This is a genomic window from Chromobacterium sp. LK11 (assembly GCF_001043705.1).
GTDB lineage: Bacteria > Pseudomonadota > Gammaproteobacteria > Burkholderiales > Chromobacteriaceae > Chromobacterium > Chromobacterium alkanivorans.
Genome location: NZ_LDUR01000026.1, coordinates 1 through 15822 on the forward strand (window position 1 = coordinate 1; position 15822 = coordinate 15822).

Below are 15822 nucleotides of genomic sequence, written 5' to 3' on the forward strand. Positions count from 1 at the left end.
GCCCCATTGCGAAGCCCAGCTCACACGAGCTGGGCTTTACGCATTGCGCCGCCGCGCCGGCGGCGCAGTGAAGCTCTCTTCCCCCCTTTCCCGGCCTCTTGGGCTTTCTCCTTGATTCTTAAGCCATTGTTCTTTTTTGTTCTGTCGGCTCACTTATTTTTACTGAAATTTCGGTTAATTACTCAGCAAAACCTATTGGTAATGAATAGAATTCCAGCATCAAGATTGGGAATCGAGGCGGGAATTTTGAGAAATTTCAGGCGGGACGGCGTGCATTTATTTGTATTGGCCTGGGCTCTCTGCGCGTTGTTGGTGACGGTGCTGTGGGGGATGGGCGAGCTGCAGCGTTTGAGGGACGAGTTCGAGTCGGTGGCGCAGCGGGCTCACGCCATGGTGGCGCGCAAGCTGGATCAGAACGAGTCGGTGCTGTCCTCCGTGGATGCGCTGATGGTGGCGAGCCGGCCGTTTGAGGCATCCGAGCTGTCCACCTTTGCGCGCGAATTATTGCCTCACTATCCGCAGCTTCATTCCTTTATCTTTTTTCAAAGCGTGCCTTTGGCTGAGCGGCCGCTCTTTTTGCGCCAGATGAGCAGCAAGTTCGGCGAAACTTTTTACATTCGCGATTTCGACGTGGCGGGAAGTCGCGCGTGGCGGCCAGCCGCCGCGCGTTCGCAGTCGCTGGTGATTTCCATGCTGGAGCCGGATCGACCTGAGGCCGGCCCGATGTTTGGCTACGATATTTGGGGCGATGCTTATTTCCGGCCGGCATTGAGCCGGGCTCTGGAGACCGGGCAAAGGATGGCCAGCGGCGCTTTCGAGTTGCACGAGGGCGGGGGGCGGGCTTATTTATTGTTCCAGCCCTTGTTCGAAGATAGGGAGAAGGCGCCGGGCAAGCTGGTGGGGGTGGTGGGCCTGGTCGTGTTTTGCGACCGCCTGCTGCAGGCGCCGGCCCTGGAGAGCTTGTTGCCCGGGCTGGACCTGACGTTGTATCAGGACGGGGTCCTTGCGCCCGGAGCGCCGTTGTTTCAGCGCCTGCATACTTCGTCCGAGCGTGATTGGTGGCCGGTGTTGCGCCGGCTGGAGGCTCGTCTTCCGCTGTCCAGCGTGGCGCAGCCTTTTGTGCTAGGGGTGGCCAGGGATGTCCGGGTGACGGACTTGGCGCTGTTGCCGTGGCTGTGGCAACAGTCTTTGCTGTTGGCCTTTTTCGTGTTCGCGGGCTTGGTCCACTTGCAGCGCATGGCCTTGCGGCATGAGCGTCAGCAGTCGGACGAGGCGATCTTCCTGCAAAGCGAGCGGGCTTCCGTCACGCTGAGCGCGATTCACGATGGGGTGATCATTCTGCGCCAGGACCATGCGATCGAGCTGGCGAATCCCATGGCCCTGGAGTTGATGGGGATGGCGGCGGAGGAGGTGGTTGGCCGCGTCTGTCACGAGGTGTTCCATTTGCAGGCCGAGTTGGCTGCGGAGTTGGCGGAGGATCCGATCCGCGAGTGTTTCCGGACCGCGCAGCCGGTGGTGTTGGCGGAGAGGATGCAACTGACGTCGGCGCGGGGGCAGATCCGATCGGTGGAGGGGGGCGTGTCGCCGCTGTTCTCGCGGGAGGGGCGCTTGATAGGCGTGGTGTGCGCCTTGCGCGATCTGGGACCTTTGCGACAGCGCACGGTGGCGGCGTTGGAGGCCAGCGAGAGCAAGGTCAAGGAGCACCTGGAGAAGCTGTCCCATGTGGCTAGGCTGCATACCATGGGTGAAATGGCGTCCGGCATCGCGCACGAGCTGAACCAGCCGTTGACGGCGATCGCCAACTATTGTCAGGCCAGCATCCAGTTGCTGGAGGGCGTGGAGGAGGCCCCGGCCCAGGTGAACGCGGCGTTGCGCCTGGCGGTGGCGCAGGCGGAGCGGGCAGGGGAGATCATCAAGCGCTTGCGCGCCTTGGTCAGCAAGCGCGCGATCGAGACGCGGCTGATCGACCTGAACCAGGTGGTCGGCAATTGCATGTTCCTGGCCGAGTACGATCTGAAGGAACGCGGCATCGAGGTGGTGCAGTTGTTGTCGGGTTATCCGGTGGCGGTGCTGGCCGACAGCATCCAGCTGGAGCAGGTGGTGTTGAACCTGTTGTCGAACGCGATGGACGCTCTGCGCGACGAGCCGATGATGAAGCGCCATGTGATCGTGCACACCCGGCGGGAAGGTAAGAAAGCGATTCTGGAGGTGCGCGACACCGGCCGCGGCATCACGCCGAACTCATTGGAGGTGCTGTTTCACCCGTTCTTTTCGACCAAGCCGAACGGCATGGGGCTTGGTCTGTCGATCTGCCAGACGATTGTGGAGCAGTACGGGGGCTTGATTTCGGCGGAGAACATCCCGGCCAGCGGCGCTTGTTTCCGGATCGAGTTGCCGCTGTCGCGGCAAGGCGAGCCGGATCGCTCCGCGGTGCCTTCGCCGGATGGTTGCGGCGCGGGAGTTTGAGCGTCTAGCTCTTGGCGGCAGGCGCGGGCGCCGCGGTCTGGGTGCGGTGCGAGCGTTCCTCGCGGGGGGTGATGCCGAAATGGTTGCGGTAGGTGCTGGAGAAATGCGGGCCGCTGGAAAAGCCGCAGGCAAGTCCGATCTGCACGATGGATTTGCTGGTTTGTTGCAGCAGTTGGCGCGCGCGGCTCAGGCGCAGCTCCAGATAGTATTTGGACGGCACCGTGCTCAGGTATTGCTTGAACAGGCGCTCCAGTTGCCGGCGGGAGACGCCGACATAGTAAGCGATGTCGTCGGTGCTCAGCGGTTCCTCGATATTGGCTTCCATCAGGCTGACCGCCTCGGTCAGCTTCGGTTGGCTGCCGCCGATGCGGGTGGCCAGGGGGATGCGCTGACGTTCATTGCCTGGGCGGATGCGTTCCATGCTGAACAGTTCCGACAGCTGGGCGATAAACTCGTGGCCGTGCAGATTGCCGACCAGGGTCAGCATGAAGTCGAAGGTGGCGGCTCCGCCCGCGCAGCTGAGGCGTTTGCCGTCGATTTCAAACAGGTTGGACGAGGTGATGATGTCCGGAAACTCTTCGGTGAAACGGCTGATCTCGCGCCAGTGTATGGTGGCGCGCAGGCCGTTGAAGTGCCCGGTGCGGGCCAGCCAGTAGCTGCCGCAGCCGATGCCGCCCAATTGGATTTTGTCGGGGCCGCAGGCGGAGAGTCCTTTGCTTAGGGCGTCCAGGCTAAAGTCGGGATTGATGTCGTCCGCCAGGATCAGCAGGCAGTCCAGTTTGGGCGCGCCGTCCAGCGGCAGGTCAACCGCCAGCCGTGTGCCGTTGGAGAGCGGCACCGCTTGTCCGTCCAACGACAGCAGCAGGGTTTCGTAGAGTTTTTTCTCCGCCAGCCAATTGGCGTGCAGCAGAACCTCGGAGGCGATGGCGTAATCCGCCATCGAGGCATGGGGCAAGAGCAGGAAGCCGTAGCGCAGTGGCTTGGCGGGGTGGGACGGATGCTGACCCATTGGTTTTCGCGGCGAAGGGTGGAGATTACAAAAACACACCATGCCGGGCATGAGGCCGGCATGGTGTGCGACATTTTCCTATTGTACGATTTATTTCAGGCTGCCGGAGAGGAATTGTACCAATCGCTCGCTTTGCGGGCGGATCAGCACTTCCTTGGGGTGGCCTTGCTCTTCTATCTTGCCCTGGTGCAGGAAAATGACGTGGTTGGACACCTCGCGGGCGAAGCCCATTTCGTGGGTGACCACCACCATGGTGCGGCCTTCGCCGGCCAGGTCCTTCATCACCCGCAGCACTTCGCCGACCAGTTCCGGGTCCAGCGCCGAGGTGGGCTCGTCGAACAGCATCACTTCCGGCTCCATCGCCAGCGCGCGGGCGATGGCGACGCGTTGCTGCTGGCCGCCGGACATATGGGCCGGGTATTTGTCCTCGACGCCGCGCAGACCGACCTTGTCCAGATATTTGCGCGCGCGGGCGCAGGCTTCGTCGCGGCTGAGCCCCAGCACGTGAATCGGGGCTTCGACTATGTTTTCCAGCACCGTCATGTGCGCCCACAGATTGAAGTGCTGGAACACCATGGCCAGCTTGGTGCGGATGCGGGCCAGTTGTTGGGCGTCGGCGGCCTTGAGCGCGCCGCTTTTGCGGTCGGAGACCAGTTTCAGTTCTTCGCCGGCGGCGAGGATGCGGCCGCTGTTCGGCTGTTCCAGCATGTTGATGCAGCGCAGGAAGGTGCTTTTGCCGGAGCCGGAGGAGCCGATGATGCTGATCACGTCGCCGGCGTGAGCGGTCAGCGACACGCCTTTAAGCACCTCGTGCGAGCCGTAGCTCTTATGCAGATCGCTGACTTGCAGCTTCAGATTCTTGTCGGTGGGGGTATGCATGATGATGTTCCTGTATCGCTATCCGCATTAGTGCTTGCGTGGCGCCAGATAGGCCAGCCAGCGTTTTTCCGCCTGCTTCATCAACCAGACCAGCAGGAAGGTGAGCGCGAGGTAAATGGCGCCTGCGGTGAGGAAAGGCTCGAAGGCCATGTAACTGTCCGCGTAGATGCGACGGGCCACGCCGGTGATGTCCGCCAGCGTCACCAAGCCGGCGATCGCGGTGCTCTGCAGCATCATGATGACTTCATTGCTGTAGGCCGGCAGCGCGCGGCGCAGCGCCGAGGGCAGCACGATGCGCCGCATCATCAGCCACTTGCTCATGCCCATGGCCTGGGCGGCTTCGATCTCGCCCCAGTGCGTGTTGCGGATCTGGCCGGCGATGATTTCCGTGGTGTAGGCCGCCGTGTTCAGGGTGAAGGCGAGGATGGCGCAGAAATAGGCCTCCTGCAGGTAGTGCCAGGCCCAGCTGTCGCGGACCCAGCCGAATTGGGCCAGGCCGTAGTAGATGATGAACAGCTGCACTAGCAGCGGCGTGCCGCGGAAGACGTAGCCGTAGACGCGGACCGCGCCGGAGGCCAGCCGGTTTTTGGAGACCTGCATCAGCGCCATCGGGACAGCCATCGCCATGCCCAGGGCCAGGGAGATGAACAGCAGCTCCAGCGTCATCATCAGGCCGTCGCGGGTGCTCATGACGGCCTGGCCGTCGTCGCCGCCGAAGAAGGCGGGCAGTTTTTCCAGAATCAGTTGGAAGTCGATCACAGTCCGCTCTCCTTGACGCCCAGCGAATAGCGTTTTTCCAGTTGGCCCAGCAAGAGGTTGGAGACTCCGGTGATCGCCAGGAACAGCAGGCCCACGATCAGATAGACGGTGAAGGGTTCCTGGGTGGTGGATTTGGCCGCGTCGGCGCGGTACATCACGTCGTTCAGGCCGATGACCGAAACCAGCGCGGTGGATTTGACCAGCACCAGCCAGTTATTGGAGAAGCTGGGCAGGGCGAAGCGGACCATCTGCGGAACGGTGATGCGGAAGAAGACGCGCAGCGGCGTCATGCCGTAAGCCATGCCGGCTTCCATCTGCCCTTTGGGCACCGCCATCATCGCGCCACGGAAGGTTTCCGTCATATAGGCGCCGAAGATGAAGCCCAGGGTCAGCACGCCGGCGACGAAGGGGTCGATATTGGGGCTTTCCCAGCCCATGCGGCCGCAGAAATCGTTGATCATCATCTGGACGCCGAAGAACAGCAGGAACATCCAGACCAGATCGGGGACGCCCCGGACCACGGTGGAATAGAGCTCCGCCAGCCAGACCAGCGGTTTGGAGTGGGCGGACTTGAACAGCGCGCCAATCAGGCCCAGCACGATGGATACCAGCAGTGCTGAGCCGGCCAGCTGCAATGTGAGCACCGCTCCTTGCAATATGCTGGGAAGGTAACCTTGCAAAAACATGGTGTTACTGCCTCATTCGTCAGCCTTGCGCGCAAGGCCGGTCCTTGCTCGGCCGGGTGAGCGGCCGAACAAAAAAGTCCCGGCTTGCGCGCGGAGCGGGCGGCAGCGAGCCGCCCAGCGCCGTGGGGCGCTCGGCCGGGACGGATGCGATAGCTGAGGAGCTTAGCCGCCGTAGACGTCGAAGCTGAAGTACTTGTCCTGGACTTTCTTGTAGCTGCCGTCCTTGCGTACCTGGTCTATCGCCTTGTTCAGGCGTTCGGCCAGCGCTTTGTTGCCTTTCTTGACGGCGATGCCCGCGCCCAGGCCGAAGTATTTGACGTCGGCGTAGTTCGGGCCGACAAAGGCGTAGCCCTTGCCGTTGGCGGTCTTCAGGAATTCCTGGTCGCCGACGGCGCCGTCGACGAAGACGGCGTCAACGCGGCCGGACTTCAGATCCAGGAAGGATTCGGGCGACTTGGCGTAAGGCACGATGGTGGCGCCGGATTTGCCCCAGTAGTCCTTGGCGAACTTCTCTTGGGTGGACGCGCGCAGCACGCCGATCTTCTTGCCCTTGAAGCTGTTCTGATCGACGGCGGTGCCGGATTTGGCGACGATGCGGCTGGCGATGTTGTAGTACTTGCGGCTGAAGTCGACGGCTTTCTTGCGTTCCTCGGTGATCTGCATCGAGGACAGGATGGCGTCGAATTTGTTGGCGTTGAGGGCGGGAATCAGGCCGTCCCAGTCTTGCGGAACGATCTGACAGCTGACTTTCATGGCGGCGCAAAGGGCATTGGCCATGTCGATGTCGAAGCCTTGCGGCTTGCCATCGGCGCCTTGTTTGGAGAACGGCGGGTAGTTGAGGTCAACCCCAAAACGCAGTGTCTCTGCTTGGACGGAAAAACCGGACAGCAGAGCTGCCGCTGCGGAGGCGATCAGGACTTTTTTCATGGCGTGGATTTCTACTTCTCTATCGGGTGTTCGCGTCGTTTGGACCAACGCGAACCCAAGCTTGTAAACCCGGCGCTTGGAACGAGGCTGCTCACGGTGTCTCGCCCAAGCCGGAACCATTGTAGTTATTTCTACTTTTGCCAGTAGTTGGCCGCAGCTTGCAACGGTTATCCGCCGTGCGCAAGATGGGGCCATTGTCTGGCAATCGGTGTGAGCAAGTGTTCGTATTTTAACCGATATTTCCTCTTCATGTGAAATGTCATAAAAATCAATAACTTATATTTCGTTTTTGGACTTGTGTACAATGTGGGCCTGGGAGAGAAACTTGTAAGCCGCCGTCGCATTGCTATAAGGCTAAAAGTGGCGTTCGCCACGATTTATTCTTGTGGCATTCGGTGGGGCGAGCGGGCTTTTCCATGAAAATGTACGTCCACGTCGCATTAAGGAAATCCCGGCATGATGGGGGTATCTACAATGCCTCGACACACTCCGTGCACACAACAAGAGAAGCAACATGTCGCTTACCAATAAGACCGAACTCGCGAGCCTGATCGCCGATATTCAGGCCGTAGCAGAGACCAAGCTTTCCGAAAAGGAGAAACACCAACTCGAGCCTTTCTTCCCGATCTACTTCGAAGAGGCCGAGCACGCCGACCTTAGACAGTTTTCGTCGCTGGATTTGTTCGGCGCCGCGTCGGCGCACTACGCGTTCGGCGCCAAGCGCGCGGGCGGCCAGCACAAGGCGCGCATTTACAACCCCGATTTCGAGCGCGATGGCTGGCAAAGCACCCATACCGTGATTGAAGTGGTCAACGACGACATGCCGTTCCTGATCGACTCCATCACCATGCTGCTGTCGCGCCATAGCCTGAACCTGCACCTGCTGGTGCACCCGGTGCTGTCGGTGGGCCGCGACAAGAACGGCGTGATCCAGGAGGTCAAGCGCACCGAGGACCGCAGCCTGCCGCTGGAGTCCTTCATTCATGTGCAGATTGACCGGGTTACCGATCCGGCGGTGCTGAAGCAGCTGGAAACGGATTTGAACCGCGTGATCGCCGATATTCGTCTGGTGGTGAGCGACGAACCCAAGATGCGCGAAGTGTTGGCGGTGATCAGCAAGGACCTGTCCCAGGTCAAGGGCAAACGCGCGGGCGAAGCCAAGGAAGCGGTGGATTTCCTGGCCTGGATGTCCAAGCGCAACTTCCTGTTCATGGGCTATTGCGATTACGACCTGGTGCGCCGCGACGGCAAGGACAGCCTGCGCATCGTCAAGCATTCCGGTCTGGGCATTTTGCAGGACCAGGGCGACAAGGAATACTCCGCCAGCTTCGAACAGCTGCCGCAGGAACTGCGCGAACTGGCGCACCTGCCGCAGCTGATCATCCTGAACAAGTCGCAGACCCGCTCCATCATCCACCGCCCGGCCTATATCGACTTCGTCGGCATCAAGCGCTTCAACGACAAGGGCGAGGTGATCGGCGAGCGCCGCTTCCTGGGCCTGTACACCGCCAGCGCCTATCAGGATTCGCCGAAGGACGTGCCCATCCTGCGTCAGAAAGTGGCCACCGTGGTCAGCAACTGCGACTACGTGGACGACAGTTACAAGTCCAAGACCTTGAGCTTTGTGCTGGAAGCCTATCCGCGCGACGAATTGTTCGAAATTCCGGCCGAGGTGCTGGGGCCGATCTCCGAAGGCATCGTCAGCCTGCAGGAACGCCCGCGCGTGCGCCTGTTCGTGCGCAAGGACCGTTACCACCGCTACGTCAGCTGCCTGGTGTACGTGCCGCGCGACAGCTTCAACACCGAAGTGCGTCTGAAAATAGAAAAAGTGCTGATGAACGCCTTCAACGGCACCAGCGCCGAGTTCAGCGTGCAGATCAGCGACGGCTCGCTGGCCCGCGTGCACTACATCATCCGCACCAACGCCGCCAAGCTGCCGGAATTCCACGAGGCCGACATCGAGGCTGAAATCGCTCGCCTGGTGCGCGGCTGGGTGGAGGAGCTGCACCAACTGCTGGTGGAGACCCACGGCGAGGAATTGGGCAACGCGCTGTTCAACCGCTACAAGGGCGCCTTCCCGGTGGCCTACCGCGAAGAGTTCGCGGTACGCAACGCGGTGCTGGACATCCAGCACATCGAATCGGTCAACGCCGACTCCCCGCTGGCGATGAAGCTGTATCGGCCGTTCCACCGCGGCGCTTCGGCCTTCAATCTGAAGCTGTTCCGCGAAGGCGAGGCGCTGGGCCTGTCCGCCAGCCTGCCGATTCTGGAGAATATGGGCGTCAAGGTCCGCGACGAGCATCCGTACTGCGTGCAGCGCGCCGACGGCAGCCAGGTGTGGATCAGCGATTTCGGCCTGGACGTGGGCTCCGCGGACGAGCAGATCGCCAGCGAGGAAGTGCAGCAGGACTTCCAGGAGCTGCTGACCCAGGTATTCGCCAAGCGCTGCGAAAACGACGGTTTCAACCGCCTGGCGCTGGTGGCCGGGCTGGACTGGCGTGAGATTTCGCTGGTGCGCGCCTTGGCCAAGTACCTGCGCCAGGGCGGTCTGACCTTCAGCCAGGCTTATATCGAGCAGTGCGTGGCCAACTACCCGGCCATCACCCGCTTGCTGGTCGAGCTGTTCGCCGTGCGTCTGGACCCGGCGCATGCCGACGACGCGCGCGCCGACGCCTTGCTGGCCAAACTGCGCGAGCAGCTGGACGGCGTGGCCAATCTGGACGAAGACCGCATCCTGAACGGCTTCCTGTCGGTGATCCTGGCCACCCGTCGCACCAACTTCTGGCAGAAGGGCGCCGACGGCGAGTTCAAGTCCTATATCTCGTTCAAGCTGGAATCCAATCTGGTTCCCTTCCTGCCGCAGCCGCGCCCGATGTTCGAAATCTGGGTGTACAGCCCGCGCGTGGAGGGCGTGCATCTGCGCGGCTCCAAAGTGGCGCGCGGCGGTTTGCGCTGGTCCGATCGCATGGAAGACTTCCGCACCGAAGTGCTGGGCCTGGTGAAGGCGCAGATGGTGAAGAACTCGGTGATCGTGCCCATGGGCTCCAAGGGCGGCTTCGTCGGCAAGCAATTGCCGGCGCCTAGCGACCGCGAGGCCTTCCTGGCCGAAGGCGTCGCCTGCTACAAAATCTTCATCTCCGCCTTGCTGGACGTCACCGACAATCTGGTGAACGGCCAGATCGTGCCGCCGAAGGATGTGCGCCGCCTGGATCCGGACGATCCTTATCTGGTGGTGGCGGCCGACAAGGGCACGGCCACTTTCTCCGACATCGCCAACGGCATTTCCGCCGATTACGGCTTCTGGCTGGGCGACGCCTTCGCTTCCGGCGGCTCCGCCGGTTACGACCACAAAGGCATGGGCATTACCGCCCGCGGCGCCTGGGAGTCGGTCAAGCGCCATTTCCGCCATCTGGGCGTCAACACCCAGGAGCAGGACTTCAGCGTGATCGGCATCGGCGACATGGCCGGCGACGTGTTCGGCAACGGCATGCTGCTGTCCGAGCACATCTGCCTGAAAGCGGCGTTCAACCATTTGCACATCTTCCTGGACCCGACGCCGGACGCGGCCAAGAGCTACGCCGAACGCGCGCGTCTGTTCCAGCTGCCGCGCTCCAGCTGGACCGATTACAAGCGCGAGCTGATCTCCAAGGGCGGCGGCATTTTCGAGCGCTCGGCCAAGTCCATCCCGCTGTCTCCGGAAGTGAAGGCCTGGCTGGAGACCGATAAGGACAGCATGGCGCCGAACGAGCTGATCCACGAGATCCTCAAGGCCAAGATCGACCTGCTGTACAACGGCGGCATCGGCACCTACGTCAAGGCGTCGACCCAGAGCCACGCCGACGCGCGCGACCGCGCCAACGACCCGGTGCGCGTCGACGGCCGCGAATTGCAGGCCCGCGTGGTGGCCGAGGGCGGCAACTTGACGTGCACCCAACTGGGACGCGTGGAGTTCGCGCTGAACGGCGGCCGCATCGCCACCGACGCCATCGACAACTCCGCCGGCGTGGATTGCTCCGACCACGAGGTCAACATCAAGATTCTGTTGGGCGGCGTGATGCAGGCCGGCGACATGACCTTGAAGCAGCGCAATCAGCTGCTGGCGGAAATGACCGACGAGGTGGCGCAGCTGGTGTTGCGCAACAATATCCAGCAGACCCAGATCCTGGCGATCAAGCGCCAGGAAGCCGCCGCGATGCTGACCACCCATGCGCGCATGATCGCGCACATGGAAAAAACCGGCGAGCTGAACCGTGAGATCGAGTACCTGCCGTCCGAAACCCAGATCAATGAGCGCCGCCTGGCGCGTCAGGGTCTGACCGTGCCGGAAATCGCGGTGCTGCTGTCCTACAGCAAGATTTCGCTGGATCAGGCCATCCTGGCCACCGATGTGCCGGACGACGCGGACTTCCTGTCCATCCTGACCAACTACTTCCCGAAACCGCTGCAACAGCGTTTTGGCGCGCAGATGCAGCAGCATCAGCTGAAGCGCGAGATCATCGCCAACCAGTTGGCCAACCAGATCATCAACCGCATGGGCACCACCTTCGTGTTCCGCATGCAGGAAGAGTCTCCGTTCTCCGCCGGCGACATCGCCCGCGCCTGGTGGATCGCCAGCCGCGTGTTCGATGGCGAGCGTCTGTGGAGCGAGATCGAAGCGTTGGACAACAAGGTGCCGGCGGATCGTCAGGTGGAAATGATGGTGCTGGTGCGTACGCTGGTGGAGCGCGTGACGCGTTGGGTGTTGCGCAACAAGCGTCCGTTCACCTCGGTGAACGCGGTGATCAAGCAGTACGCCGCCAAGGTGCAGGCGCTGTTGGCGCAGCTGCCCCTGCTGATCTCCTCCGACAGCTACCCGGCGGTGGCGGCGCTGGAAGCGCGGCTGAGCCAGCCGGGCATGCCGCAGCCGCTGGCGCAAGTGCTGGCGCGCCTGGAGTTCGCGGTGCCGCTGATGGACATCATCGAGATCAGCGAAGGCAGCAAGCTGCCGCTGGAACTGCTGGCCAAGAACTACTTCCAGTTGGGCCACGCGATGCAGCTGGATTGGCTGCGCGACGCGATCACCAGCCTGCCGCGCGACAACCGCTGGCAGTCGCTGGCGCGCTCGGCGCTGCGCGACGATCTGTACCGCGTGCATCGCAATCTGGCGGGGCAGGCCTTGCAGGACGCAGCCGGCGCGGAAGCCTTTGCGCAGCAGTGGATGGAGAAGCGCCATCACGAAGTGGAGGTGTGCGCGCAGATGTTCGCCGAACTGCAGTCGTTCAGCGTGCTGGACCTGGCGATGTTGTCGGCCGGCATGCGCGAGCTGAGCAACCACCTGCTGTCGTAAGCGACCGCCTGCGGATCGCGTCAATCGAAAACCGGCTCCTTGGAGCCGGTTTTTTTACGTCGGGCATACGGTCCGGGGCTTAGAACAGGTCGATTTCGCCAAAGCGTTGCGCGCTGTCGAGTTGGCCGCCGGCGACCAGGTCCTCGTAACCACATACCAGGTTGCGGCCATGCGTCTTGGCGTAATACAAGGCCCGGTCCGCCTGTTCCACCAACTGCCCCGGCAGCAATTGCGGCAGGATGCGGGTGAAGCCCAGGCTGACGGTCAGGCGGCCCACTTGGGGAAACGAGTATTGTTCGACCCGTTGGCGGAAGCGTTCCAGCGCCACCGCCGCTTCAGCCGGCGGCAGGCCCTGGAAGATAATGGCGAACTCCTCGCCGCCGTAGCGGAACAGGCTGTCGTCTTCGCGAAACGACTGCTGCATCAACTGCGCCAGCAGGAGCAGCACCTCGTCGCCCACCATGTGGCCGAACTGGTCGTTGACCTGCTTGAAATGGTCTACGTCCAGCAGCGCCAGCGTGCAGGCGTGGTGTTCGCCTGGCGATTGCAATTGCGCCGCCATTAGGTTGAACAGCCGCAAATCGAATTTGCGGCGATTGTTCAGCGCGGTGAGCACGTCGCGGTCCGCCTCGAACAGCAGGCGCAGGAAGTTCTCGTGGATCCTGGCCATGGCCTTCAGCATGGCCTTGTTGACTTTCTGTTCGGCGGTCACGTGAATGACCAGCAGGGAGACAATGCTGCCCATGCAGCGCAAGGGCAGGCAGAGGCCGTGAGGAATGCGGAAAATGCCGTCGTCCCTGTCCAGCGCGTTGAGCAGGTCGTAGAGGAAGATCGGAGGCGGCAGCCAGCTGTCGTTGGCGGTTTCGGTAATCTGGGTCTTGCAGTCGACGCTGGCGGCGCTCAGCCGCCGGCGGGTGTAGGGCACGCCGTTGACCCAGCGACAGGCGAACAACTCCACCTTGTCCACGCGCATCACCTCGACCAGGGTCGAGGCCAGGCTGCTTTCCAGCATGTCCTGTTCGCGCTGGGAGGTGAGTTCGACGAGATTGTCGAGAATCCGCTTGCTGTCGTCCTCATTGGGGCTTTGCTTCATGCCGGCGCATCCTTCTTTGCGAGCGGTGGGAGACAGCGTGGCGCTTCCGGCAGGATCCGGGGCCCGGCGGGAGCCGCGCGCGGCCATCGCGGCCGCGCGGGATCGCTCCCCTGACGGTGTGAGTATAGGCAATCGCGCGGCGGCCGGCCTCAGTTGCGTCCGGTGCTGCCGAAGCCTCCGTCGCCGCGTTCCGAGCTTTCGAAGTCGTCGACGATGTTGAAGCCCACCTGGACGATGGGCACGATGATCATCTGCGCGATGCGTTCCAGCGGCGTCAGCCGGAACGGCTCGTGGCCGCGGTTCCATACCGACACGAACAACTGGCCCTGGTAGTCGGAATCGATCAGCCCCACCAGATTGCCCAACACGATGCCGTGCTTGTGGCCCAGGCCGGAGCGCGGCAGCAGCATGGCGGCCAGGTTGGGGTTGGCGATGTGAATGGCCATGCCGGTGGGGATCAACTGGGTTTCGCCCGGGGCGATGGTGATGTCCTGTTCGATGGCGGCGCGCAAGTCGAGCCCGGCGGAACCCGGAGTCGCGTAATTGGGCAAGTTTTGTTTCAGGCGCGGGTCCAGAATCTTGACGTCGATGACGGGTTTTTTCATGAGAGTCCTTTCTTGGCGGCCGCGCGGGGCGGCCGCGGTGTCGGTTGCTTATCGGTTTTGCGGCAACAGCTTGCCCAGGTGCTCGACGATGGCCTTGGCCACCTCCGGCTTGGGCATGCTGGGCAGCGGATGGGGGCCGTCCCGGTCCAGCAGCACCACCTGATTGTCGTCGGCGCCCATGGCTTGCTGCGCCAGATTGGCCACCAGCAGCGGCAGTTTCTTGCGCTGGCGCTTGGCTTCGGCGAACTCCAGCAGGTTCTGGCTTTCCGCCGCGAAGCCGACGCAGAACGGGGCGGCGGGCAGGGCGGCGACGGTGGCGAGGATGTCCGGATTTTCCTCCAGCTCCAGGGTGGGCGGCGCCGCGCCTTTCTTGATCTTGTGGACGGACGGGTTCTTGACCCGGTAATCGGCCACCGCCGCGACGGAAATGAAAATATCGCTGCGGCCCACCTCGGCCATCACCGCGTCGTGCATTTGCCGGGCGCTGGCCGCGTCGATGCGGCGCATGCCCAGCGGAGCCTCCATGCCGGTGGGGCCGGAGATCAGCGTGACCTCGGCGCCGGCGTCGCGGCAGGCGCGCGCCAGCGCGTAGCCCATCTTGCCGGAGCTAATGTTGGTGATGCCGCGCACGGTGTCTATGGCCTCGTAGCTGGGGCCGGCGGTGAGCAGCACCTTCTTCCCGGCCAGCACCTTGGCGCGGAAAAACCCTTCCAGCAGTTCCGCGATCTCTTCCGGCTCCAGCATGCGGCCTTCGCCGGTCTCGCCGCAGGCCTGAGCGCCGTTGGCCGGGCCGAAGACGGCGACGCCGTCGGCGCGCAACTGCGCCACATTGCGCTGATTGGGCGGATTGTCCCACATTTGCCGGTTCATCGCCGGCGCCACGATCAGCGGGCAGGCGCGGGCGGCGGCCAGCGTGGACAGCAGATCGTCGCAAGCGCCGTGCGCCAGCTTGAACAGGGTGTTGGCGGTGGCGGGCGCGATCAGGAACACATCGGCGCGGCGCGACAGGTCGATATGGGCCATCGCGTTGCTGGGGCGCTCGTCCCACAGATCGGTGTACACCGCGTGGCCGGACAAGGCCTGGAAGGTGGCCGGAGTCACGAAGCGCGCGGCAGCTTCCGTCATCACCACTTCCACGCTGTGGCCGGCTTTGACGAGAAGGCGGGTCAGCTCCGCCGCCTTGTAGGCGGCGACGCCGCCGGTAATGCCTAGCAGGATTTTCTTGCTTGTCATGGACTTGTCGCAACAGGCGGTAAATGTCCAATTTTAGCGGATTTCCACGGACTGGGCGCGCTGGCCGGCATGCGGCTTCGATGATATGGTAGGCCATGCTTCATCGCGTTTGGTCTGACCATGAAAACAGTGCTATAGCCAGAGAAGGAGCGTGCAGATGTCTATCGCCCGTTGGCCGGAGGCCGAGCGTCCCCGTGAAAAGCTGTTGGCCCAGGGAGCGGCGGCCTTGTCGGACTCCGAATTGCTGGCCATCTTTCTGCGCACCGGCATGCAAGGCTTGAGCGCGGTGGAGATGGCCAGGCAATTAATGCTGGACTTCGGCTCGCTGTCCGGCTTGCTCAACGCCAGTTTCGATGAATTTCGCGCGCGCCGGGGGCTGGGCGCGGCCAAGTACGCGCAGTTGATGGCTTGCAAGGAATTGGCGCAGCGAGCCTTGGCGGAGGACATGAGCCTGACCGACGCCTTGCGCAACCCGCGGCAGGTGCGCGATTTCCTGAGGCTGGCGATTGCGGGCAAAGACGTGGAGGTGTTCGTCGCGGTATTCCTGACCGTGCAAAATCGAGTCATTGCGGTAGAAGAGCTGTTTCGCGGCACCCTGACCGAAACCCGGGTCTATCCGCGCGAGTTGGTGCGGCGGGCTCTGGCCAATAACGCGGCGGGGGTGATCATTGCCCATAACCATCCATCCGGCGTGTGCGAACCATCCGCCGCCGATCATTCTCTAACCAATACATTAAAAGCCGCGCTGCAGTTGGTCGATATAAGGTTGCTGGATCATTTCGTCGTGACCGGCGCGCGCGCGGAGTCGTTTGCCGAGCGCGGCTGGCTGTAGGCGTCGA

General features: G+C 62.6%; 11 protein-coding genes. 3 read left to right on the forward strand and 8 right to left on the reverse strand.

Annotated elements, in window-relative coordinates; genetic code table 11:
• Positions 1–270 precede the first annotated feature (270 nt).
• Positions 271–2466 (forward strand): ATP-binding protein, encoded by a 2196-nt coding sequence (locus tag VK98_RS15455; RefSeq protein ID WP_197083066.1) that lies wholly within the window; start codon positions 271–273, stop codon positions 2464–2466.
• Positions 2467–2470: 4 nt separating this feature from the next.
• On the opposite strand, the gene VK98_RS15460 is transcribed toward VK98_RS15455, so the two are convergent.
• The 5 genes from VK98_RS15460 to VK98_RS15480 form a co-directional block, all read right to left on the reverse strand.
• Positions 2471–3475, reverse strand: coding sequence for a GlxA family transcriptional regulator (locus VK98_RS15460; protein WP_048414905.1), 1005 nt, complete (start codon positions 3473–3475; stop codon positions 2471–2473).
• A gap of 90 nt (positions 3476–3565) precedes the next feature.
• Entirely contained in the window at positions 3566–4354 is a 789-nt protein-coding gene (locus VK98_RS15465; RefSeq protein ID WP_048414906.1) for an ABC transporter ATP-binding protein, read from the reverse strand.
• Between the two features lie 27 nt (positions 4355–4381).
• Entirely contained in the window at positions 4382–5113 is a 732-nt protein-coding gene (locus VK98_RS15470; protein ID WP_082159062.1) for an ABC transporter permease, read from the reverse strand.
• Positions 5110–5799 carry an ABC transporter permease gene (locus VK98_RS15475; protein WP_048414907.1) on the reverse strand — a complete coding sequence of 230 codons (690 nt, stop codon included), beginning with the start codon at positions 5797–5799 and terminating at the stop codon, positions 5110–5112. Before VK98_RS15475 ends, VK98_RS15470 begins: the two co-directional genes overlap by 4 nt.
• 162 nt (positions 5800–5961) lie before the next feature.
• Complete coding sequence (locus VK98_RS15480; protein ID WP_048407703.1) at positions 5962–6726, reverse strand: ABC transporter substrate-binding protein; 765 nt, start codon at positions 6724–6726, stop codon at positions 5962–5964.
• 514 nt (positions 6727–7240) lie between these two features.
• Between VK98_RS15480 and VK98_RS15485 the strand changes: the two genes are divergently transcribed.
• Positions 7241–12052: an NAD-glutamate dehydrogenase gene (locus tag VK98_RS15485; protein ID WP_048414908.1), complete on the forward strand. Its 4812-nt coding sequence runs from the start codon at positions 7241–7243 to the stop codon at positions 12050–12052.
• A 79-nt stretch (positions 12053–12131) separates the two neighbouring features.
• On the opposite strand, the gene VK98_RS15490 is transcribed toward VK98_RS15485, so the two are convergent.
• From VK98_RS15490 to coaBC, 3 genes are all read right to left on the reverse strand, one after another.
• Positions 12132–13145 (reverse strand): GGDEF domain-containing protein, encoded by a 1014-nt coding sequence (locus VK98_RS15490; RefSeq protein WP_048414909.1) that lies wholly within the window; start codon positions 13143–13145, stop codon positions 12132–12134.
• A gap of 149 nt (positions 13146–13294) precedes the next feature.
• Positions 13295–13750: a dUTP diphosphatase gene (gene dut, locus VK98_RS15495; protein ID WP_019101154.1), complete on the reverse strand. Its 456-nt coding sequence runs from the start codon at positions 13748–13750 to the stop codon at positions 13295–13297.
• Between the two features lie 48 nt (positions 13751–13798).
• Positions 13799–14983 (reverse strand): bifunctional phosphopantothenoylcysteine decarboxylase/phosphopantothenate--cysteine ligase CoaBC, encoded by a 1185-nt coding sequence (coaBC, locus tag VK98_RS15500; protein WP_048414910.1) that lies wholly within the window; start codon positions 14981–14983, stop codon positions 13799–13801.
• A 157-nt stretch (positions 14984–15140) separates the two neighbouring features.
• On the opposite strand from coaBC, the gene radC reads away from it, so the two are divergent.
• Positions 15141–15815, forward strand: coding sequence for a DNA repair protein RadC (gene radC / locus VK98_RS15505; RefSeq protein ID WP_048414911.1), 675 nt, complete (start codon positions 15141–15143; stop codon positions 15813–15815).
• The last annotated feature ends 7 nt before the right edge of the window (positions 15816–15822 follow it).